The organism is Paenibacillus sp. LX16, assembly GCF_036252815.1.
Lineage (GTDB): Bacteria > Bacillota > Bacilli > Paenibacillales > Paenibacillaceae > Paenibacillus > Paenibacillus polymyxa_B.
In genome coordinates, this window is record NZ_CP141152.1 from 894247 (window position 1) to 915047 (window position 20801).

Here is a 20801-nt window from a genome sequence, read left to right on the forward strand (position 1 = left end):
TTTTGATCGATTATGTGAATTAAATTCAATAAAATTATGAATAGGAGGAGGGGAAAGTACCAGGACATCAGAGTTGGGTGGTTTATGCATCCCTCCGCTGTCGGCGATAGATACGCTCCGGTCTGCCGACGGTTCCGTACACCTGATCGTGGTGCGCGTCGCCACTTTCCACTAAATACTCCAGATACCTTCTGGCTGTAGAACGGCTCATACCCAGCTCAATTCCCACTGTACCTGTAGTCACCTCACCCCGTCGATTCAGGAGATCTAGCACTTTGTCGCAAGTTACTTTATCGATGCCTTTGGCCCATAGTTCTCCGACTCCGCTCCCCGCCATCCGACCGGTGCCCGCGCTTTGAAGCAAACTGTCAATTTCAGATTGCTCCACTGTGGATTGTTCCTCTTGCCATGTTGTGATTTGTCGCCGAAACCGGGCATATTCCTCCAAGGTCGCACGCAATCTCTCGAATATAAGCGGCTTTACGATAAAATCAAACACGCCTGCTCGAACGGCTTGTACCACTGTTTCAGCTTCTTTGGCGGCAGTCAGCATAATAACATCTGTACCCGGATAGTGTTGCTTGATGAACGATAGCAGGGTTAGACCATCCGTATCAGGAAAATAAACATCCAGCACGACTAGAGGAGGACGGAGCACGTCCAGTTGAAGTTTTGCCTCAAATTCGTTCGTCGCGATTGCACATACGGTGAACCCGTCCACCTTTTCAATAAATCGGCGGTTAATCTCCGCAATTCGCGGATCGTCTTCAATAATAAGAACCTCAATGTCCGATAAAACCCGCTCATTCATGGGCATAACCTCCTTTTGCATCATTACTCGTATCTGTTCTATGCAAAGGAATGTATACCTCAAAAATACTTCCTCCACCAGAACGTTCGTGCACTTCTATAGAGCCGCCCATTCGTTCAGTGTACTCCAGCACGAGAGCAAGGCCATATCCATGTCCTGCTTCTGCTTTGGTCGAAGCTCCTCTGACAAACAACTTTTCTTGGATATCGTCCGAAATTCCCGATCCGTTATCCGCAACTTCGACGATGATGGCTTCAGTCGTTTCTTCAAGCCGGAACCAGACCTGTCCGTCAGAGATGGAGGACATCGCAACAGCTTCCATGGCATTGTCCAGCAGGTTTCCGGCTATGGAAGCGAGAAAGGACCACTCCAACGTAGGAGACTGGGTTGAGAATGCTCCTTTAATATCAGAATGGAGTAAAACCCCTTTTTCCAGCGCCTGTTTCTTCTTACCGATCAGTAGGCTGGCGATGATTGAATCGGGCAGGAGAGCTGTGGCAATCGGCCTGTGTACACGATATTCCTCTGATTCCTGGGTGATAAAGTCCACCGCTTCGTCATAACACTCCAACTGAATCAGGCCGGATATGAGATACAGCCGATTGGCGTATTCGTGTGTTTGTGATCGCAGTACTTCCGCGTAATCTTTGACCTCTGTCAACTGTTGTGTCATGTGGAGCAGTTCGGTCTTGTCACGCAGACTGGCAACCGTGCCCATGATGCGACCGGAACGATCCTGGATCGGTACACGGCTGACGACTACAATTCGCTGCTGGACCTCAATTTCCTCATTCCATACGAGCTGTCCCTGATCTAGCCCCATCGTTGCATGCTCCACTGTATAATCGGCAACAAGCATATCAACCAGTACACCCGGGACACCCGTCAAGTGACGAAGGTCGCATCCGTATATAGAGGTTTCCGGGGGGAGTCCGATCAAACGAGCCGCTTGTGGATTGGCAAGTGTGATTTGTCCGTGACTATTAACCGCGATAATCCCTTCGCCGATGGACTCAATAATGGCTTGCTTTTCCTGGTACAGCCGTCCGATCTCCACTGGTTCCAGTCCATGCAGTGCGCGTCGAACCCGTTGTGCTATAACCAGGCTTCCCAATATGCCGATCATCAGCGCGCCCACCATAAACCAGAGCCACGCATATGTGTATGTACGAATATTTTGCTGCACATCTGTCATTAAAAAACCTACAGAGACGAGCCCGATGGCCTTACCTTGCTGATCATAAACGGCAGTTTTGGCGCGTAGTGAGGGTCCAAGAGAGCCCGTCGATTCAGTGATGAAGGACTGCCCTTGCAGTACCTTATCATTCATGGGGTCTATCATAGGCGTGCCGATGCGTTCCGGGTTTACATGCCACTGCCGGATGAGATGACGATCAGCAATAGTAATAAAATCAGCGCCGCTGCTGGCTTGGACGGGCTTTATGGCCTCGTTGATACGCGAACGCAATTGCGTCGTCTCGGTCTGCTCCAGAGCGTCTCTGACCTGCGCATCTACGGCGAGGGTATTGGCGACGGTTAGTGCCCTTTTTCCGATTTCATCATATAGAGCGGAGGTGATCATATATCGAAAGGATAATCCCAACAGCCCGGTAACTACCAGTACTAAAAGGGATATAAATACCATTAGTTTTGTCTGAAAACGCACATGCCTTCACCGCCGTTAAACAAAATATAGGAGGAACGGATCAGCCGATCTTCTCCCCCATACGATCCATTTTACTGTATTACAGAAACGCCTGCACTTTTATTCTGTCGAAAGAATGGTCTATAATAGAAATAGTTACATAATACGAGGAGGAACATAATATGATTATTATTCATGCCGATATGAAAGTTTTACCTGAAAAAAGAGAGACTTTTCTGCAACAAACCCAAGGGCTGATCAGCGCATCCCAAGCTGAAGAAGGCAATGTACGTTACACGTTAATGCAGGATCTGAATGATCCCAACGCATTTACGATGGTTGAAGAGTGGAAAGATGCTGCTGCTGTAGATTTCCATAATAATTCTGCCCATTTCCAAGCATTTGTTGCTGCGGCTAAAGAATTGTTGGCTGCTCCGCTTCAAGTGAATGCTTTTCAGGATGCAACTAAACTGTAATCATCCCGTTGGATAATTCATAATCAGGAACAGGAGGAATAGACATGGGGAACATTGCGGATACAACTGTACTGAATAACGGAGTTCAGATGCCTTGGCTTGGTTTCGGCACTTACAAGGCGGAAGGCAATGAGGTCTACGAAGCGGTCAAAACAGCTATTGAGGTCGGTTACCGTCACATTGATACAGCGGCGATCTACGGCAACGAGGAACTGGTTGGACAAGCCATTCGTGATAGTGGGGCGGCTAGAGAAAACCTGTTTGTAACTACCAAGCTATGGAATCAGGATCAAGGCTACGATTCAACACTGCGTGCCTTTGAGGAAAGCCGTAAGCGGCTGGGTCTGGATATCATTGATCTGTATCTCATTCATTGGCCTGGCAAGGATAAGTACAAGGAAACCTGGAAGGCATTCGAACGACTGTATGAAGAAGGAAGCGTACGCGCTATCGGAGTTAGTAACTTCCAAGTTCACCATCTCGAAGACCTCCTCAAAGACAGCAACATGGTTCCTGTCATCAACCAAGTGGAGCTTCACCCTCGTCTGACTCAACAAGAGCTGCATCAATACTGCCGGGAGCACCAGATTCAGCTTGAATCGTGGAGTCCGCTGATGAAGGGGAAATTAACCGAGCAAGCGGACATCGTTGAGATTGCTGCCAAATACGGTAAAACCTCTTCGCAGGTTATTTTGCGTTGGCATCTGGATCGGGGGATTGTGACGATTCCCAAATCTGTAACCGCGCATCGTATTCGCGAAAATGCTGATTTATTCGACTTTGAATTGACGACTGAGGATATTGAACGAATCAATGGTCTTCATCTTGATGAGCGTGTAGGCACGCATCCCGATAAGCTGTTGTTCTAATATTAAAGATTAAATGTACAAAGAACCTCCTATTCTACGTTTATCGTGGATTGGGAGGTTCCTTTTTTAGGTTCAGGATTGGCTTTGTCTGCTTACTGGTTTAGCTTACGATACAACAAGAGAGAATAGAGTATGGGAGAGATGACGGATATGGTCAGCACGGATAGAAAAATGACCGTTCCCGCCACTCCATCGACCCATGCCGCCACCAAACCCGAAGCACCACCGAGCATCATCATAGGTCCACCGAAACGGTGCGTTTTACGCCATACCTCCGGGTTGGACAGAGTCCACGGCGTGCGGATACCGAAAGTATAGTTCGGCTGCACCTGAGTCATATAATTACCCATCACCAGCAGCAGCAGGCCTATTACCCCCAAAATTATAGTATTCATTTGCAGTCGTATGTTCAGGTTATACAGCAGCATCCCCCATCCAGCTACAGCGAGAACCAAAGAAATACCTGCACGCGTAACTTCATAGGCTTTTGAAAATTTCTCATAATTAGCTCTGTTGGGGTCCATGTAGCGTGCCAATCGAATGACCAGCGGTACTAGACCCAACAGCACGAGCATGATAATAGAACCACTTTTGCCCATATACCCGTCTGCTGTATTGTCAAAGCCAAAATGCGAGGCTAGAACATTGGGAAGTCGGTCGTACAGCAGTATAGCGCCTATAGCGGGTGATAAGGCAATCAAAGTCGTCAAAACATCCGTAAAGCCCCAAGGTGTTCGCAATTTCATTCAGATCCCTCCGTATCCTTGATATGATTCACATTTTTCTGGGCAGGGGTATCGGAGTGGGCGATGCTGAACATCCAACCGATGACATCCGCCACAACCGTTGTATGCAGGGTGTAGATAATGTTTTGCCCCTGTCGTTCATCCAGCACCAGCCCAGCCTGCTTCAGGATATTGAGATGGTGGGAGATGCTGGGCTTACTAATTTGAAAATGTTCAGCCACTTCACCTGCGCTCATACTTTTCTCCTTTAAAAGCTGTAAGATTGTACGCCGGGTCGGATCAGCCAAAGCTTTGAAGGCATCGTTCAAAATACATTTCCTCCTTTAGATATTTAGATCATATTCTAAATATCTAACACCATAGTAAAGTAGAGCTATACTACATGTCAATGGAACAAGGCATCATTTTAGAAAAAAGATGTAGATCAGGCTAATTAGGTTTGTAAAAGGCAGCGAAGTTGGCTATAATTAATTTATACCAAAAATAAGAATCTTAATTTAAAGAAAAAATGAGGAGGAAATATAAATGAAACACGTATTTCGTAAAGGAAATCATCCGCAAGCCCCGGTTATTTTGCTGTTGCATGGTACAGGCGGGAACGAACAAGACCTGATACCTTTGGCTGAGATGGTAGCACCGGGAGCTTCTGTGTTAGGCGTGAGAGGAAACGTGCTGGAAAACGGGATGCCGCGTTTCTTTCGCCGTTTGGCAGAAGGAGTGTTCGACATCGAGGATCTCGTATTTCGCACCAAAGAACTGAGCGAATTTGTGGACACGGCAGCAGAGCAATACGATTTTGACCGTAATAACGTGGTGGCTCTTGGCTATTCCAATGGTGCAAACATAGCCGCCAGCATGCTCTTTCACGATGCAAAAGCGTTACGTGGAGCTATTTTACACCATGCGATGGTGCCGCTGCGTGGGCTGAATTTGCCTGATTTAAACGGTATCCCTGTATTTCTGTCTTCCGGTGAAAATGACCCGATCGTTCCGGTCACGGAATCCCGTGAGCTGCACGCTTTACTGGAAGGAGCCGGAGCTCAGGTGAAAGCATATTGGGAACGCAATGGTCATCAATTGACTCGTACAGAAGCCGAAGCCGCAGGGAAATGGTTTGGGGAGCATTTTAACCTGAGTGGAGAGCAGGTATAAGCACTAAATATAAAAATGTGGGGAATAGGGCGAGTGACCTGGCTAAGGTTTCTCTACAGAGAGCCGATTGCTTTCAAGCAGTCGGCTTTTTCACTCGCACATAGAAGGTCGGATCTATTGACCCGGATACTTTTGCCCGCCATGCCTCCTATTGGGCTTACACTTACCCCAGTAACATTCCTCCCGCTGCGCCCGCAAGAACAACCACCCAAGGCGGAAGCTTCCAAAAAACCAGCATCACAAACAAAATGACCGCCAGAGCAAAGTCTATTGGCTTCAGGATGGCGGTAGTCCAAAGCGGATCATACAGCGCAGCCAGCAAAATACCAACCACAGCCGCATTCACTCCTACCAAAGCCCTTTGGATTTTCGGACTGTTTCTTAATTTATTCCAGAACGGAAGTACACCGACAACAAGAAGAAATGCTGGCAAAAAAATGGCGAGAGTAGCAATCATCGCTCCTGGTAACCCCCAGGCCATAGCTCCAAGGTAACCTGCAAAGGTGAATAACGGCCCTGGAACGGCTTGCGTAGCTCCGTAACCAGCCAAGAAATTCTCTCGGCTAACCCATCCAGTTGGAACAACTTCCCTCTCCAAAAGCGGCAATACCACGTGTCCCCCACCAAATACCAAAGAGCCTGAACGAAAAAAGCTATCGAACAGCGTTAACCATCCCACTTCCTCTGAGGATCTAAGAAGCGGAAGTGCCACAAGCATTGCAACAAATACAATCAAGGAGCAGACCGCAAAAGTTCGGCTAATCGCAATTTGAAGATTGGACGTAATCTCCGCCTCTTGCTTTCGAAAAAGCCATAACCCGATAACACCAGCAGCAACAATGATTAGAATTTGACTGTAAGCTGTATGCCAGGACAACGTAATCACGGCGGAAATCACGGCAATTGTCGCCCTATCCCGATCAGGCGTCAGCTTCTGTCCCATACCTAGAATAGCATGGGCCACAATCGCAACAGCTACGATCTTTAATCCGTGAATCCACCCCGCACTCGCTATATCGTATCCTTGAAGCAAGAAAGCAAACGCAACTAACACAAGAAACGACGGCAGTGTGAAACCAATCCAGGCAGCAAGTCCTCCAAGTAATCCTGCTCTTACAACTCCAATTCCAATGCCAACCTGACTGCTGGAGGGACCAGGGAGAAACTGGCAGAGGGCTACAAGATCGGCGTAACTTGCTTCATCCATCCACTTTCGGCGACGTATGTATTCATCATGGAAGTATCCTATATGTGCAATCGGTCCTCCAAAGGAAGTGAGTCCTAATTTTGCGGACACCCCCAGCACTTGAAGAAGAGTGGCTAATTGTCCCCTTAGCGGCTCTTGCTTATTCGTTTCCATAAACGGGGCTCCTTTTCTCATTTCTTCTAACTTTAATATAACTGAATAATGTAATCTAAATTACTCCATTTTATTAATTTGGCTCAGGAATGCATAAAATGATCCGATAGCGATCAAGCTACGGATTAGCGCTCTACTGAGCGACCCCATGATGAGGAGGCGACAAACGAATGGCAAAACCAGATAATCGAGCCGACAATGTTGAACATTTGCAACAAAGTATTCAGAACACACAGCAGAACCTGCATGAAGCTGAAGGATATCTGAACGAATTTTCCTCTGAAATCAGCAACGAGGAGCGTAAGCAGATCGAAGAAAAAAATAATCGTCGTAAAGAAAGTATTAGATCATTTCGGGAAGAAGTGAAGGACGAAGCAGCTCATTCCCAAGAATAGTTAAAAGAACGAGGCCCAACTTCGAGTTTCAATTCGAGTGGGGCCTCTTTTTTATGCAAAAATCATCATAACCGCATTCAATTCATTTGCCCCCTATAATGCAATGGAGACGCTAATCGGCGTTGAAAAAAATATTTTATAAATAATATTGTTGTAAACTAATTTGTATTGATGTTAAATAATAAAAGAAAGCGCAATCATTTACGAATTAGGATTTCATCATGCGAAGGGGGAAGGATATGCTGCTGCGAAGAAAAAGCATGGCTTTGATGCTTATGGCGGTAGTTTTGATGGCTGGACTGCTGCAAGGCTGTTCTTTCAAGACCGATGAAAAGGATGGGCCGGGAACTGAACTTGTATTATGGACGTTCAATGAACTGCATGAGAAGTTTTTTCTGCAAATGGCTGACCAATGGAACCAACAGCACCCTGATGAATTGATTAATTTGAAAGCGAATACATTTCCTTATGATAACCATCACAGCAAGCTGTCGATTGCGCTGCAATCGGGGGTGGGAGCGCCGGATATCGCGGATATCGAGGTGAACAAGATCGGTAATTTCCTCAAAGGGATACCGCAGCTGGTCCCGCTCAATCCGGTGATTGACCCCGAGATCAATAACATTGTGCCTTCCAGAGTACAGATTTACGGCAAAGACGGTAAGTATTACGGCATTGACTTCCACGTTGGGGCCGAAGTGATGTATTACAATAAAGAGATTATGGATCAGGCGGGGGTAAACCCGGATTCCATCGTCACCTGGGCAGACTATGCTGCTGCAGGCAAGCAAGTACTGGCGAAAACAGGCAAGCCAATGGCGACCTTAGAAACGAATGACCTATGGAGCTATTGGCCGATGATCTCCCAGCAAAATTCAGATTTTCTGGATGATAAGGGCGAGTTGACGTTGGATAACGAAACCAATATTAAAACACTCGAGTTTCTTCAACAGATGATAAAAGACAAAATTGCTATTCCCGCACCGGGCGGCGGGCATCACATGGAGGAATACTACGGGTTTATGAACAAAGGTGGGGCCGCTTCGGTATGGATGCCGATGTGGTACATGGGGCGTTTTACGGATTACATGCCTGACCTGAAAGGTAAAATTATCATCAGACCCATGCCAGCGTGGGAAAAAGGCGGTTTTCGCTCAGCGGGTATGGGCGGAACCGGAACAGTAGTCACGAACCAATCAGAGCACCAGGATCTGGCGATGCGCTTTCTAGCCTTTGCCAAGCTATCCAAGCAAGGGAATGTGGAGATCTGGAAGCAGCTTGGTTTTGATCCCATCCGCAGTGAAGTGTGGACCATGCCGGAAGCCAAAGCCAAGAATAAATTTACGGAGTATTTCGGAACGAATATTTTTGACACGCTCATCGAAGTCAAAGATGAAATCAATGCGGTGCATATCGGACCGAAAACACCTGATATTGCCAGTGCTGTGCGCAATAAAATACTTTATCGGACACTACAGAATGGCGAAGATCCAGCCACGGTGCTACATGAGCTGGCAGATGAACTGAGATAGACCCCAACAGGAAAGGGAGTGAGATTCATGGCAAAGCCCGTTCATACGAACGCTAATGTACCGACAGGTCAGCCGCCACAACCTCAGCGTCCGACCAGAAGCCGATGGAGTCGCTTTATTCATTCCAGTCGTACGGCACCGTATGTGTTTGTCCTTCCATTTTTACTGTCCTTTGCGCTATTTTTTGCCTATCCGGTCATCTCGACGGTCATTATGAGCTTTCAGGAAGTCCTGCCAGGGATAACAACTTATGTTGGACTGGAAAATTATAAGGACTTAATCAATCCTACGTTTGGAAAAGCGATATTGAACAGCGTACTGTATACGCTGCTTACACTGGTCGTGCTGATTCCTCTGCCACTGGTACTGGCGGTATTGCTGAATTCGCCTAAAATGCCGGGCAGAGGGTTGTTTCGCTCCGTGATGTTTATACCTGCACTAACCTCGGTGGTGGTAGCAGGAACGATCTTCCGACTCATGTTCGGTGAATTGGATGGTTCGCTGATGAACTCCCTGTTGGGGGTATTCGGTCTGGAGCCTTACAAATGGCTAATGAACGCGAACACCGGCTTTTTAGCGTTGATCGTGCTGGCCTTGTGGAGATGGTTGGGCGTAAATATGCTGTACTACATGTCGGGACTCCAGAACATTCCTCCCGAGTTGTATGAAGCTGCGCAGATTGATGGAGCCAGTCGTTTCGATTCATTTTGGCGGATTACGATTCCTATGCTGAAACCAGTAACGATCTACGTATTTACGATTAGCATTTATGCGGGGTTGTCCATGTTCACGGAGAGCTACATGTTGTGGAACGGAAATAACTCCCCGAACGATATTGGTTTAACGATTGTTGGCTATCTCTATCGCCAAGGTCTGGAGCAGAACAGTATGGGCTTCGGAGCTGCAGTGGGCATTGTTTTGCTCGTATTTACACTCGTGCTGAACCTGATCCAGCTCAAATTTTTCGGCATGTTCCGGAAGGAGGATTAAGCGATGGCTCAGAAACAAAAAGGCTCGTTATCCGCATTGCTCGTTGTCCTGTTCATTCTGTTTGCCGGGTTTGCCCTATTTCCGCTATTTGCCGTGACGCTTGCCTCGTTCAAGCCATCGACGGAGCTGTTGCGCTACGGATTGAATCTTAAACTGGAGTGGGACATCATGTCCCTGAAAAACTATGCGTTCATCTTTCAGGGGACGACGGATTATTTTCAATGGTACTGGAACAGTATTGTCATTACCGTTTTGTTTACGGTGTTATGTCTGATATTGTCCGCGATGGTAGGCTACGGTCTGGAGATGTACCGTTTTAGATTGAAAAATGTGATTTTCACACTGGTGCTGGTTGTGATGATGATCCCGGTAGAAATTATCATGCTGCCGCTCTACAAGCTAATGATTGGCATGAAGCTGATTAATACAGTATGGGGTGTAATTCTACCCTTCGTCGTCGCGCCGATCCCGATCTTTTTCTTCCGTCAATATTTGAGTGGTGTTCCTAAGGACTTCATGGATGCTGCGCGGGTTGACGGTTGTTCAGAATATGGCATTTTCGTACGGATTATGATGCCTCTGATGGCACCTGCATTTGCGGCAATGGCTATTTTGCAGGCGATGAACAGTTGGAATAACTTCCTGTGGCCGATGATTGTACTGCGTACCAACGACATGCTGACACTGCCAATTGGACTGTCCAGTCTGCTGACGCCATATGGCAACAATTATGATGTGCTGATCGCGGGTTCCGTTTTGGCTATTTTACCGATTCTCGTTGTGTTCCTGTTCTTCCAGCGTTACTTTATTGAAGGGATGACGGCAGGCGGTGTAAAAGGATAATCGCAAAGGTATTTAATAGAGCAATGGAGTACAAGAAATGTGCAACGTCAGAAAAGGCTGATCGGGCATTGTCCCGGTCTGCCTTTTTTAGTGTTCGATTGATTTTCATTCTCATTTTCATGACTATCATCTGCACAAGCTATGGGTAAACGTGGTATGATATTTGAAAGATTTCAAATACAGCACTTTGCATCATTCGATTCCTAACGCTCAAAAGTACAATGTATAGACGAACTAAACCGTTTCGATCTATATATTGCTAATTTGAAATCGCTTTTGGGATTTATGCAAATTGCTCAATACAGAAATATTCAGGCGGAGCGTGGAGAACCTATGGAACCAACAGAAACCCAGAAAACCGACCCGGCCATGGCGTCAACCGTTGGCATGGAGGATATTGTACGGGCGCATCATATGCTGCGTGAGGTGATTGTACGTACACCTTTACAGAGGGATGCTGTCCTATCGGCCAAATATAACTGTAATGTGTATCTGAAAAGAGAGGATCTCCAAGTCGTGCGGTCCTTTAAAATCCGTGGAGCTTACAACATGATCCGTAGCTTGACCCCTGAGCAAATGGAAAAAGGCATCGTGTGTGCGAGTGCAGGGAATCATGCGCAAGGTGTGGCTTTTTCATGTAATGCACTTGGTATCCACGGTAAAATATTTATGCCGAGTACAACGCCCAATCAGAAGGTCAAGCAGGTTCGTCGCTTTGGCGGTAACAGTGTAGAGGTCATTCTGACCGGAGACACGTTTGACGATGCCTATGACGAGGCCATGAAGGTGTGCAGCGAGCAGGCAATGACCTTCATCCATCCGTTCGATCAGCCGAAAATTATTGCGGGCAATGGTACGATTGCGATGGAAGTGATGGAGAGCCTAGATACACCTATGGACTATGTGTTCGTGACAATTGGCGGCGGCGGTTTGGCGGCAGGCGTAGGTACGTATGTTAAAACCGTGAGTCCATCCACCAAGGTAATTGGTGTGGAACCCCTTGGCGCGGCGTCGATGACGGAAGCGATGCGTTTGCACAAGGTCGTTACACTGGATCAAATAGACAAGTTTGTTGACGGAGCTGCAGTGAAGCGTGTGGGTCAGCTGACATACGATATTTGTAAACATACCTTGGACGATATTGTGAAGGTACCGGAAGGCAAAGCATGTACCGCGATTCTGGAGTTGTATAATGAAAATGCGATTGTTGTGGAGCCTGCGGGTTCACTGCCTGTGGCAGCACTTGATCTGTATCGCGAGCAGATTCAAGGCAAAACGGTTGTCTGTATTGTCAGCGGTGGTAACAATGATATAGATCGAATGCAGGAGATTAAGGAACGGTCCCTAATTTACGAAGGACTGAAGCATTATTTTATGGTGAATTTCCCGCAAAGAGCTGGGGCGCTGCGTGAGTTTCTACAGGATGTGCTTGGACCGGACGACGATATTACTAGGTTTGAATATACGAAAAAGAATGATAAGGAAAATGGACCAGCTCTGGTCGGTATTGAGCTGTTTCATAAGGAAGACTATCTTCCTTTAATTGAACGAATGAACCGCAAGGGACTTAAATATACGGAACTGAACAAAAACGAAAATCTATTTAATATGCTAATTTGAAGAGGAGCCTACAGGCTCCTTTTTTGTATCAAAATTTTGCAAAATCCTCATATGTATAGCGGTATGCGTAGTTTATGAATTTCTTTTTATTTGAAATAAAGCGTTTACAAAACTGAATGTAATAGGTTAACATATGGGTAACTTCATAAGTATAAACACTAATGTAATAGGTGTGACACTTGAATTTCATTATAAGATACTCATTCGGAGGTGCGAAGGAATGTTGAAAGCATGGAAAAAATCAGTACAGAGTAAATTGATCAGAACGGCATTTGCTGCCGTAACCTCGGCTGCTTTAATGCTGTCAGTGATGCCATCTGCATCCGCAGAGCACTGGGCGTTAACTGGCGATGTGGCAGTGCATGATCCGTCTATTACGAAGGAAGGCAACGCATGGTATATTTTTTCCACAGGGCAGGGGATACAGGTTCAAAGATCGGATGACGGACGTAATTTTTACAGATTGCCGCAAATATTCCTGTCGCCACCATCATGGTGGAAATCGTATGTACCTAAGCAAAAGACTAACGATGTATGGGCACCGGATGCCCAAAAGTACAATGGACGTGTGTGGGTTTACTATTCCATTTCTACTTTTGGGTCACGCACTTCGGCCATTGGATTGACTTCAGCAACAAGCATTGGCGCGGGAAGCTGGAGAGATGATGGACTAGTGCTGCGTACGACGGATGCTAACGATTATAATGCGATTGACCCGAATCTCGTCATTGACGCTTCCGGTAACCCGTGGCTTTCCTTTGGTTCATGGAATTCAGGCTTGAAAGTGACTCGATTGGACAAGAATACGATGAAGCCTACGGGGCAGATCTATTCTATCGCCAAGCGTACGGCTGGTGGTTTGGAAGCGCCACATGTTACATACCGCAACGGCTATTATTATCTGTTTGCTTCCATTGATAACTGCTGCAAAGGCGTAGACAGTAATTATAAGATTATTTACGGTCGTTCTACTAGTATTACCGGACCGTATGTGGACAAGAGCGGTAAAAGCCTGATGGACGGCGGTGGAACGATACTGGATGCGGGGAATGACCGTTGGAAGGGACCGGGTGGACAATCTGTCTATAACAACAGTGTGATTGCACGTCATGCCTATGATGCCACTGATGGTGGAAATCCAAAGCTTCTGATTAGTGATTTGAAATGGGATTCGGCAGGCTGGCCTACGTACTAAAGAGAGGACCGTTTGGAGTCACCTGTGTAGTAAAATTATATAGTTATATTCAAAAACTGTTCCTCCTAAGGGGAACAGTTTTTGGCTTGCAATGTCATAGAAACATGCTATTATGTATCAAGTTGATAATAATTATCATTATCGTATGAGAGACGTGATGATTTTCAGGTACGGAGGGAGTGACCTCACCAAATGCAGTCTAAAGACAGCATGGACAAACATACAGCTCTGACAGAGAGGGCAGTTCCTGAAGTAGTCATAACAGCACGCCCAGTGCTTCGAGCGGGTAGGATTCGGCAGGCGTTGTTGTTCACAGCTTCGGCTGTATTGTTGGCTTTGGCCATATTCGCCGCCATTTCTCTCGGAGCCAAGGACCTGACCGTAAAGACCGTGTGGTCGGCAGTATTTCATTATGATCGTTCGCTGATGACACATCAGATCATTCACGAGCTGAGATTACCGCGTGTACTGGGTGCAGCTGTTATTGGAGCTGCGCTGGCGGTGGCAGGCTCTCTGATTCAGGGTATTACACGCAACCCGCTGGGAGATACAGGTGTGCTGGGCATTAACGCAGGAGCGATGTTTGTAGTTGCTGTGAGTTTTGCCTTTTTCCCCAATCTACCTTATGGGACGTTAATTGTATTGTCGTTCCTGGGGGCGCTGATGAGTACCTTACTAGTATTTGGTCTGGGAGCATCTGCACCGGGAGGATTGACACCTATGAGATTGACGGTGTCTGGAGCTGTGACGGCTGCCTTGTTAGGTTCCATGACTTCGGGGATTGCGATTTATTTTGATCTAAGTCAGGATTTAGCCTTCTGGTATGCGGGTGGTGTAGCCGGGATTAAATGGTCGCAGCTTGAGATCCTTGCACCGATTTTACTTACTGTGATCGCCTGGTCTATGGGGCTGGCACGTTCCATTTCGCTGATTTCGATGGGCGATGAGGTGGCATTAAACCTTGGGTTGAATCTCAGGCGTATCCGGCTTTTGGGTCTGCTGACTGTAGTGGTACTGGCCGGACTCTCTGTATCGGCTGCCGGAGCCATCAGCTTTGTAGGTTTGGTTATCCCACATATCGCTCGCAAGCTAATCGGTGTGGATTATCGCCAGATCGTGCCGCTGTCTGCGTTATTGGGAGCCGTGTTACTGGTGCTGGCAGATTTGGGAGCGAGAATGGCAAATCCGCCAGAGGAGCTAGCTATCGGAATTATGGTGTCTTTTATCGGAGTACCCTTTTTCCTCTTTCTCGCCCGTAAGGAAAGGAGGGACTTATAGTGAGACGCTCTTTAGGGACCGGGGATACAAGGACGACAAGGGCTTGGCTCGTTTGTTTGGTATTGGCGGGGATCAGCTTTGTCGTCCTTGTTTTGGGTTTGAATACCGGAACGATTCGTATTCCACCGCTACGTGTGCTGGATACGTTGTTTGGTGGTGGCAGTGGACGTGATCATATCGTTCTGTTCGAGTATCGTCTGCCTCGTATTGCTGTAACGGTGCTGGCTGGAGCGGGTCTGGGCGCAGCCGGAGCGGTCATGCAAGGTTTGTCACGAAACGCGCTCGCTGACCCTGGAGTTCTGGGGCTTCACGCAGGGGCTGCGTTGGGACTGGTGATGTTCGTTAGCTTTTTTCGCGACTTGGACGGATCGGCAGCTGTGCTAATCCCCTTGTTTACCTTTGCAGGAGGTGTCATTGCGGCGGTGCTGATTGTTTTGTTGTCCTATAGTCGCAGCAGAGGAATCGTGCCCGTGCGTCTGATTTTGTCCGGCATCGGTGTAGCATCGGGCCTTAGCGCCATAACGCTGTATTGGTCGTTGCGGCTGGATGAAGATACGTACGCATTTACTGCACGTTGGTTGGCTGGCAGTGTTTGGGGCCGGGACTGGATACATGCAGCGTCTTTGCTGCCTTGGATAGTCATTGTTTTACCCTTCGTTCTGTCGCAGACGCGTAGTCTGAACAATCTGTCGTTGGGCGACGAGACCGCAGCTGGAATCGGCACAAGTGTGAAGCGCCAGCGCCTATTACTGCTGGGCGCAGCCGTGGCTCTATCCAGTGCCAGCGTATCCATGGCCGGAGGCATCGGTTTTATTGGGCTGATTGCACCTCATCTGGCTCGCCGTCTGGTTGGGCCGATGTACCAGCATTTGCTGCCAGTAGCCTGTTTGGTCGGGGTCGTCATTCTGGTCACCGCCGACACGATTGGGCGTTCGGTGTTTCAGCCGAATGCGATTCCCGCAGGTGTGGTGGTTGCTGTGGTAGGAGCTCCGTATTTTTTATTCCTGCTGTCCCGAACAAAATGACAGAAGGAATAGGTACATATGAAATCATATGATGCAAATGATACAAGCCGCTGAATTTAATAACTAAGCAGAAGCCTTCTATATTGATCATTATAATGTAGAGTTTCTGTAGCATAGGAGAGAGTAATCATGAGAAAGCACAAATTTGAGGGTTCAGGTTTTAAACGTTCATGGGTAGTCACAACTCTTGTTGTATGCATGATCATGCTGTCCGCTTGCGGACAAGCAGCCGACAAACAGGCTACCGATACGAAAGCGGCTGGCAGTGCGCAGACAACCATTAGTGCGGATTCGCGTATTGCTTCGATGTCTATTCATTTGACGAACAACCTGCTGGCATTGGGCATTACTCCGGCTGGTTCGGTCATTGGTGGAGATGTGAAGGATTTTCTTCCCCATGTAAAAGATCGTCTTCAAAGTACCCGTAAGCTAGGTGTTGTCACAGACCCGGATATGGAAGCGGTATTGGAACTTCAACCTGATCATATTTTCTTGGACAAAAAATATTCGGGAACCGATGTGGCCAAGTTTGAAAAAATTGCGCCGATCGAAGTTTTTGATCTGGATGAAGGCACATGGAAGGATCAATTGAAAAAAATAGCCGTTATGGTCAAACATGAAGCACAGGCAGACGCATTTCTAAAAGATTATGATACACAGAAGGAACGAGTCAAAAAGCTGATTCATTCAAAAATTGGGGACGGAACGGTTATGGCTGTACGTGTGACGGCGAAAGAGGTTCGTGTTATGGGGATGAAGCGTCCCGTAGGACCGCTGTTGTATCAGGACTTGGGTTTAAAGCCAGCCAAGGGTGTAGAAAAGATCAATAAGGCTTATCAGGTTGTTTCCCAAGAGGTTTTACCGGATTATGATGCCGATGCGATCCTTGTTATCATCAGTAAAGGCGCGGATGCCCAAAAGGTATACAAACAGCTGGAAGGAAATACAGTATGGCAAGGTCTCAAAGCGGTGAAGCAAGGGCATGTCTACATGTTGGACGGACAGCCTTGGCTGGACTATTCCGCGATGGGACATAAAATTGCTCTGGATAATGCAGAACAACTATTTTCCAAATAAGTTCTAAAGTATATCAAGCCGTATTCCCCCTTGCAGCTTCTTGCAGGCCAGGAATACGGCTTTTTGGCGCACACCCAAGCTGTAAGTCGGTTGCCTGATCGAAATGAAAAGGAGCTGCTATGATCCAAAATGAGGCAGCTCCATATAATGAGAATTGCGGGCTATGAACGTTTTTTACGCAGAAAAATCGGTTTGAGTCCAATAAAGCCGATGGCGGCGAGAATTAAATTTACCCAAGGGGAGATCCTGAATACCGGCAGTACACTGCGCAGCGCTAGTCCGGCGACAAGAATCACGACAACTAGCACAACATACATCAAGATGGATTTAAGATTCATCTGGGGCTTTACAGGGGCATGGTCTGGCTGTTGTGTCTCCTCGCCTTCTTCGGGACGGTCCATAAAATTCATCAGGGCTTCAACGAGTAGAATGGCTCCTGCGGCGATGATGATAAGGGTGGATAGGCTGATTTTTTCAAAGGGTCTGATATCCCCGCCTGTAAAGGTGACAAACCATCCGATAATTGCCTGTGTCAAAAAAAACATAGACAAGGCAATCCATGCAATAAGCGTATAATTTTTTGCTTTATTCATTTCTTCCTCCTGCTTTATGAGCGTATCCCGGGCTGATGGAACCGCCATTTCGTAACAAAGACAGTATACGTGAGGAAGCGTCGGATGGCAAAAGACTTTATCTATAAAATGTATATTACCGCTGCATTCTCCTCAAACTGGATACAGGGTGAGCACATAGAGCAACCTGAATATAAACGTTAAGAGGGTGTGGCATCATGAAACTGGAGAACCAGGCAGATTATTCAGTCCAAAAACGACTGGCAAACGCTTCGAACGGGAATAGCGGGGTGGCCTCGTCTACAAATGTGAGTCACCGGAGCGTTCAGAGATCATCTCCAACGTACCGTATACTGGACGATATCGAAGTGGCTGAGGATACAGAATTTGCGGGTGAACTGGGTGCACAGAACTACCGCAGCCTGTGGCATGAGGATGAACACAACGGTGCCTCTTGTAAGCTGGAGTGGGAGGGACGAACGGAGACCCACCAAATGTTTAGGAACAGCTACGAATAACGAATGTCTACTTTAATGTAGTGGATTCACTCTAATAAGTGTAGTATAGCGTTCTCCGGAATCGCATCGGGGAGCGCTATTTGTTTACTTTTTTAACGATGTGAACTGACAGGTTGACAAGGAAGCAGGGCAATGATAGACTGACTTTACTATAATACTTATTAAACTTATCGGAATTAAAGTGAATGAATGTCCTGGATGGATATTCCACGTTACTATATGAGTTTGATTTCATAAATGTGTAGTGAAGCTTGAAACAGGGGGAATCAGGATGGAACGGCAAATTGGAATTCGCTTTGAACATGAAGAACTGGCCGCAACAATTCATTATCCAAACCGTACAAATGAGGGAGATCGTCAGAGAAGGGTTCCTCTCGTTGTTATATGTCACGGTTTTGTAGGCAATCGTATCGGCGTAGATCGATTATTCGTCAAGACTGCGCGTGAACTGGCCGAAGGGGGATACTTTGTCCTGCGCTTTGATTTTGCCGGTTGTGGGGAGAGCACAGGTGAATACGGCAAGCAGGGGCTTGAGTCCATGATTAATCAGACACGTACCGTGTTGGATTACGCCGTCAATTGCGCGGACATTGACCCGACCAAGGTGACGCTGATCGGTCACAGTCTGGGGGGCGCAGTTGCCCTTCTCACAGCCGTACGGGACAAGAGAGTACAAAATCTGGTTCTTTGGTCAGCAGTGGGCTATCCGTTCAACGACATCGTCAAAATTACGGAGCGAAGCGTGTACGATGAGTCTGTTAAAACCGGTCATGCCGACTATTTGGGCTATAAGTTTACGCCTGCTTATTTTGAGTCGTTAGCTCAATTTCAGCCGTTCCAGGAGGCCGTTAAATTTAACGGAGATGTGCTCGTTGTTCATGGCACCTCGGATGATATTATTCCTGTGGATTATGCATTTCTGTTTCAAAAGATATTCTGGATGCGTCCAGAGGGACGCTGTGATAAAGAGATTATTTTCCAGGGAGATCACACTTTCTCGTCAGGTAAAGAGCGGCAACGGCTGATTGATCGAACACTTGAATGGCTGGATGAACAGGAAAATATTCAACGGGATTGGCAGCACTGGATGATCTGATTTCAGTGTGTAACGGATTGTATTGGAAATTGCGCCTCCGCCGGAGTAAAATGGAAGAGTAACACTATACTGGCGTGTGGAGGTTGGCAGCGATGACATTACCCTCAATTTTTGTTGCGCATGGTTCACCGACACTGGCTGTAGAAAATAACGCATATACCAGCTTTCTTGCAAAGCTGGGCGCGAGCCTGCCCCGACCCAAAGGAATTGTCATTTTTTCCGCACATTGGGATAGCCCCGATCAATGTATTGGCGCGGATGATCAGCATGCAGCGTTGCACGATTTCTATGGCTTTCCCGAAGAAATGTACTCAATCGATTACCCTGCACCAGGCGATCCAAAGCTGTATGAGGAGATAGAGCATCTGTTCAGTCAGCATAACTTGTTCCACCAGCCGGTTCGGAACCGAGGACTGGATCATGGAGCATGGGTGGTTTTGCGGCATATATATCCTGATGCGGACATACCGGTCGTACCCTTATCCATTGATTCTCGGCGCGCTCCCCAGGAGCAATACGAGATTGGACGGATGTTGGCGCCGTTGCGAGAACAAGGGATTTTGATTATCGGTAGCGGTGGATTGGTCCACAACTTGCGGACACTCAAGCAGACGAGTGAGCCAGCTGATTGGGCCGTTCAATATGATGACTGGATTGCACAGCAGCTTCAAGACTGGAATTTGCGTCACCTATTCCAATATGACAAGAAGGCTCCATATGCCAAACAGGCGGTACCTTCTTATGGAATAGAGCATTTTTCACCTTTGTTTTATGCGATGGGGGCTGCGGATCATGAGCGCTCCGCGCGTAAGCTTTTTCAATCGTATGTCCTTGGCTCGTTAAGTCTCAATTGTTGGGCTTTTGGTCAAGAAAGTGATACGTAAATGTAAAAAAAGAACTTCCGAATCCACATGGTGTGGGAATGGAAGTTCTTTTGTGTATTTTGCGTCTTCAATTAATTAGAAGGCACGTTCTTTTTAGCCAGTTTAAGCTATTTTTCGACTAGGGTCCGCTGGAAAGGTATCTTTATTTTTACCAAACAGTCCACGCAGGAGGGGCAGTACCCAACGGTCAAAGCCAATTCTTCCGGCATTTGCACCAGCAACTACAAGGAAGATTTCAAACAGCAGGTAGATTGCATTGGTACTTACTGTACCCGAGAACAGGAACGAGAAGTTCATAACCATGGCCATCAAAGCAGCCAGTGTAGTCAATGTACCGAGAAGCAGGCCAACCCCGACCAAGAACTCACCCAATGGGATCAGGACGTTGAACAAACCTACATTTGGCAGGGCAAAGGCTTCCAGGAACGATCCCCACCAGCCTTGTACAGCGGGATGGTCTCCACCTGTTTTAGCAATGGCCCCCGAGATAAATCCGCCTGCATCGAATCCACCTGTCAGCTTTTCAAGTCCGTGGGTCATCCATTCATACCCTAGATAAACCCGTACTACAGTCAGCAACCACATTGCGACTTTGTTTTCACGTAACCAGCTGTTAAACATTCAAACCACTCCTCTTTCTTAATCTATAATGTTGGTTGTATTTCATTTTGTTGGGGATGATCATCTTTGCTACACCTTTATTGTAGTAGGTTCAGT

At 47.1% G+C, this 20801-nt stretch carries 22 protein-coding genes; 15 read left to right on the top strand and 7 right to left on the bottom strand.

Annotation, left to right across the window (positions count from 1 at the left end):
* Positions 1–82 precede the first annotated feature (82 nt).
* Both T3H97_RS04025 and T3H97_RS04030 read right to left on the bottom strand, forming a co-directional pair.
* The gene (locus T3H97_RS04025; RefSeq protein ID WP_134903429.1) at positions 83–811 is read right to left on the bottom strand and encodes a response regulator; all 729 of its coding nucleotides are present in this window, start codon (positions 809–811) and stop codon (positions 83–85) included.
* Positions 804–2477, bottom strand: a complete 1674-nt coding sequence (locus T3H97_RS04030; protein WP_328801755.1) for a sensor histidine kinase — start codon at positions 2475–2477, stop codon at positions 804–806. The genes T3H97_RS04025 and T3H97_RS04030 overlap by 8 nt, the downstream gene beginning before the upstream one ends.
* Positions 2478–2638: 161 nt before the next feature.
* Here T3H97_RS04030 and T3H97_RS04035 point away from each other — a divergent pair, with 161 nt between their 5' ends.
* Both T3H97_RS04035 and T3H97_RS04040 read left to right on the top strand, forming a co-directional pair.
* The gene (locus T3H97_RS04035) at positions 2639–2932 is read left to right on the top strand and encodes a putative quinol monooxygenase (protein ID WP_013308817.1); all 294 of its coding nucleotides are present in this window, start codon (positions 2639–2641) and stop codon (positions 2930–2932) included.
* A gap of 44 nt (positions 2933–2976) precedes the next feature.
* The gene (locus tag T3H97_RS04040; RefSeq protein ID WP_025721170.1) at positions 2977–3801 is read left to right on the top strand and encodes an aldo/keto reductase; all 825 of its coding nucleotides are present in this window, start codon (positions 2977–2979) and stop codon (positions 3799–3801) included.
* 92 nt (positions 3802–3893) lie between these two features.
* Here T3H97_RS04040 and T3H97_RS04045 read toward each other — a convergent pair whose 3' ends face one another.
* Positions 3894–4547 (bottom strand): SdpI family protein, encoded by a 654-nt coding sequence (locus T3H97_RS04045; RefSeq protein WP_328801756.1) that lies wholly within the window; start codon positions 4545–4547, stop codon positions 3894–3896.
* Positions 4544–4855 (bottom strand): autorepressor SdpR family transcription factor, encoded by a 312-nt coding sequence (locus T3H97_RS04050; protein WP_013308820.1) that lies wholly within the window; start codon positions 4853–4855, stop codon positions 4544–4546. Before T3H97_RS04050 ends, T3H97_RS04045 begins: the two co-directional genes overlap by 4 nt.
* A 217-nt stretch (positions 4856–5072) precedes the next feature.
* On the opposite strand from T3H97_RS04050, the gene T3H97_RS04055 reads away from it, so the two are divergent.
* Positions 5073–5699, top strand: coding sequence for an alpha/beta hydrolase (locus T3H97_RS04055; protein ID WP_328801757.1), 627 nt, complete (start codon positions 5073–5075; stop codon positions 5697–5699).
* Positions 5700–5862: 163 nt separating this feature from the next.
* Here T3H97_RS04055 and T3H97_RS04060 read toward each other — a convergent pair whose 3' ends face one another.
* Positions 5863–7059 carry a chromate transporter gene (locus T3H97_RS04060; RefSeq protein ID WP_328801758.1) on the bottom strand — a complete coding sequence of 399 codons (1197 nt, stop codon included), beginning with the start codon at positions 7057–7059 and terminating at the stop codon, positions 5863–5865.
* Positions 7060–7229: 170 nt separating this feature from the next.
* On the opposite strand from T3H97_RS04060, the gene tlp reads away from it, so the two are divergent.
* The 9 genes from tlp to T3H97_RS04105 all read left to right on the top strand — a co-directional run bounded on the left by tlp (position 7230) and on the right by T3H97_RS04105 (position 17014).
* Positions 7230–7454 (top strand): small acid-soluble spore protein Tlp, encoded by a 225-nt coding sequence (gene tlp / locus T3H97_RS04065; RefSeq protein WP_013308822.1) that lies wholly within the window; start codon positions 7230–7232, stop codon positions 7452–7454.
* A 239-nt stretch (positions 7455–7693) separates the two neighbouring features.
* Entirely contained in the window at positions 7694–8986 is a 1293-nt protein-coding gene (locus T3H97_RS04070) for an ABC transporter substrate-binding protein (RefSeq protein WP_254327213.1), read from the top strand.
* Between the two features lie 27 nt (positions 8987–9013).
* The gene (locus T3H97_RS04075) at positions 9014–9976 is read left to right on the top strand and encodes a carbohydrate ABC transporter permease (protein ID WP_328801759.1); all 963 of its coding nucleotides are present in this window, start codon (positions 9014–9016) and stop codon (positions 9974–9976) included.
* Positions 9977–9979: 3 nt separating this feature from the next.
* Entirely contained in the window at positions 9980–10819 is an 840-nt protein-coding gene (locus T3H97_RS04080) for a carbohydrate ABC transporter permease (protein WP_029517136.1), read from the top strand.
* A 333-nt stretch (positions 10820–11152) separates the two neighbouring features.
* On the top strand, positions 11153–12439 hold the full coding sequence (ilvA, locus tag T3H97_RS04085; protein WP_328801760.1) for a threonine ammonia-lyase IlvA: 1287 nt from the start codon (positions 11153–11155) through the stop codon (positions 12437–12439).
* Between the two features lie 220 nt (positions 12440–12659).
* Entirely contained in the window at positions 12660–13634 is a 975-nt protein-coding gene (locus T3H97_RS04090; RefSeq protein WP_134903368.1) for an arabinan endo-1,5-alpha-L-arabinosidase AbnA, read from the top strand.
* Positions 13635–13892: 258 nt separating this feature from the next.
* Positions 13893–14912: a FecCD family ABC transporter permease gene (locus T3H97_RS04095; protein ID WP_411722735.1), complete on the top strand. Its 1020-nt coding sequence runs from the start codon at positions 13893–13895 to the stop codon at positions 14910–14912.
* A complete protein-coding gene (locus T3H97_RS04100; RefSeq protein ID WP_328801761.1) occupies positions 14912–15937 on the top strand; it encodes a FecCD family ABC transporter permease in 1026 nt (341 codons plus the stop codon). Before T3H97_RS04095 ends, T3H97_RS04100 begins: the two co-directional genes overlap by 1 nt.
* Before the next feature lie 129 nt (positions 15938–16066).
* Positions 16067–17014, top strand: coding sequence for an ABC transporter substrate-binding protein (locus tag T3H97_RS04105; RefSeq protein WP_328801762.1), 948 nt, complete (start codon positions 16067–16069; stop codon positions 17012–17014).
* 161 nt (positions 17015–17175) lie between these two features.
* Here T3H97_RS04105 and T3H97_RS04110 read toward each other — a convergent pair whose 3' ends face one another.
* A complete protein-coding gene (locus T3H97_RS04110) occupies positions 17176–17607 on the bottom strand; it encodes a hypothetical protein (protein WP_025721189.1) in 432 nt (143 codons plus the stop codon).
* A 197-nt stretch (positions 17608–17804) separates the two neighbouring features.
* On the opposite strand from T3H97_RS04110, the gene T3H97_RS04115 reads away from it, so the two are divergent.
* The 3 genes from T3H97_RS04115 to T3H97_RS04125 all read left to right on the top strand — a co-directional run bounded on the left by T3H97_RS04115 (position 17805) and on the right by T3H97_RS04125 (position 20084).
* The gene (locus T3H97_RS04115) at positions 17805–18104 is read left to right on the top strand and encodes a hypothetical protein (RefSeq protein ID WP_103049904.1); all 300 of its coding nucleotides are present in this window, start codon (positions 17805–17807) and stop codon (positions 18102–18104) included.
* A 271-nt stretch (positions 18105–18375) separates the two neighbouring features.
* Positions 18376–19200, top strand: a complete 825-nt coding sequence (locus T3H97_RS04120) for an alpha/beta hydrolase (RefSeq protein ID WP_068938549.1) — start codon at positions 18376–18378, stop codon at positions 19198–19200.
* A 92-nt stretch (positions 19201–19292) separates the two neighbouring features.
* The gene (locus T3H97_RS04125) at positions 19293–20084 is read left to right on the top strand and encodes a dioxygenase family protein (protein ID WP_250243234.1); all 792 of its coding nucleotides are present in this window, start codon (positions 19293–19295) and stop codon (positions 20082–20084) included.
* A gap of 102 nt (positions 20085–20186) precedes the next feature.
* Here the strand turns inward: T3H97_RS04125 and T3H97_RS04130 are convergent, their stop codons facing one another.
* Positions 20187–20705 carry a DoxX family membrane protein gene (locus T3H97_RS04130; protein ID WP_250243235.1) on the bottom strand — a complete coding sequence of 173 codons (519 nt, stop codon included), beginning with the start codon at positions 20703–20705 and terminating at the stop codon, positions 20187–20189.
* Positions 20706–20801 lie beyond the last annotated feature (96 nt).

Bases quoted from the DNA above. Each gene is read 5' to 3' on its own strand.
- T3H97_RS04025 (WP_134903429.1), bottom strand. From the start codon at position 811: ATGAATGAGCGGGTTTTATCGGACATTGAGGTTCTTATTATTGAAGAC.
- T3H97_RS04035 (WP_013308817.1), top strand. From the start codon at position 2,639: ATGATTATTATTCATGCCGATATGAAAGTTTTACCTGAAAAAAGAGAG.
- T3H97_RS04040 (WP_025721170.1), top strand. From the start codon at position 2,977: ATGGGGAACATTGCGGATACAACTGTACTGAATAACGGAGTTCAGATG.
- T3H97_RS04045 (WP_328801756.1), bottom strand. From the start codon at position 4,547: ATGAAATTGCGAACACCTTGGGGCTTTACGGATGTTTTGACGACTTTG.
- T3H97_RS04055 (WP_328801757.1), top strand. From the start codon at position 5,073: ATGAAACACGTATTTCGTAAAGGAAATCATCCGCAAGCCCCGGTTATT.
- T3H97_RS04060 (WP_328801758.1), bottom strand. From the start codon at position 7,059: ATGGAAACGAATAAGCAAGAGCCGCTAAGGGGACAATTAGCCACTCTT.
- tlp (WP_013308822.1), top strand. From the start codon at position 7,230: ATGGCAAAACCAGATAATCGAGCCGACAATGTTGAACATTTGCAACAA.
- T3H97_RS04070 (WP_254327213.1), top strand. From the start codon at position 7,694: ATGCTGCTGCGAAGAAAAAGCATGGCTTTGATGCTTATGGCGGTAGTT.
- T3H97_RS04075 (WP_328801759.1), top strand. From the start codon at position 9,014: ATGGCAAAGCCCGTTCATACGAACGCTAATGTACCGACAGGTCAGCCG.
- T3H97_RS04080 (WP_029517136.1), top strand. From the start codon at position 9,980: ATGGCTCAGAAACAAAAAGGCTCGTTATCCGCATTGCTCGTTGTCCTG.
- ilvA (WP_328801760.1), top strand. From the start codon at position 11,153: ATGGAACCAACAGAAACCCAGAAAACCGACCCGGCCATGGCGTCAACC.
- T3H97_RS04090 (WP_134903368.1), top strand. From the start codon at position 12,660: ATGTTGAAAGCATGGAAAAAATCAGTACAGAGTAAATTGATCAGAACG.
- T3H97_RS04105 (WP_328801762.1), top strand. From the start codon at position 16,067: ATGAGAAAGCACAAATTTGAGGGTTCAGGTTTTAAACGTTCATGGGTA.
- T3H97_RS04110 (WP_025721189.1), bottom strand. From the start codon at position 17,607: ATGAATAAAGCAAAAAATTATACGCTTATTGCATGGATTGCCTTGTCT.
- T3H97_RS04115 (WP_103049904.1), top strand. From the start codon at position 17,805: ATGAAACTGGAGAACCAGGCAGATTATTCAGTCCAAAAACGACTGGCA.
- T3H97_RS04120 (WP_068938549.1), top strand. From the start codon at position 18,376: ATGGAACGGCAAATTGGAATTCGCTTTGAACATGAAGAACTGGCCGCA.
- T3H97_RS04125 (WP_250243234.1), top strand. From the start codon at position 19,293: ATGACATTACCCTCAATTTTTGTTGCGCATGGTTCACCGACACTGGCT.
- T3H97_RS04130 (WP_250243235.1), bottom strand. From the start codon at position 20,705: ATGTTTAACAGCTGGTTACGTGAAAACAAAGTCGCAATGTGGTTGCTG.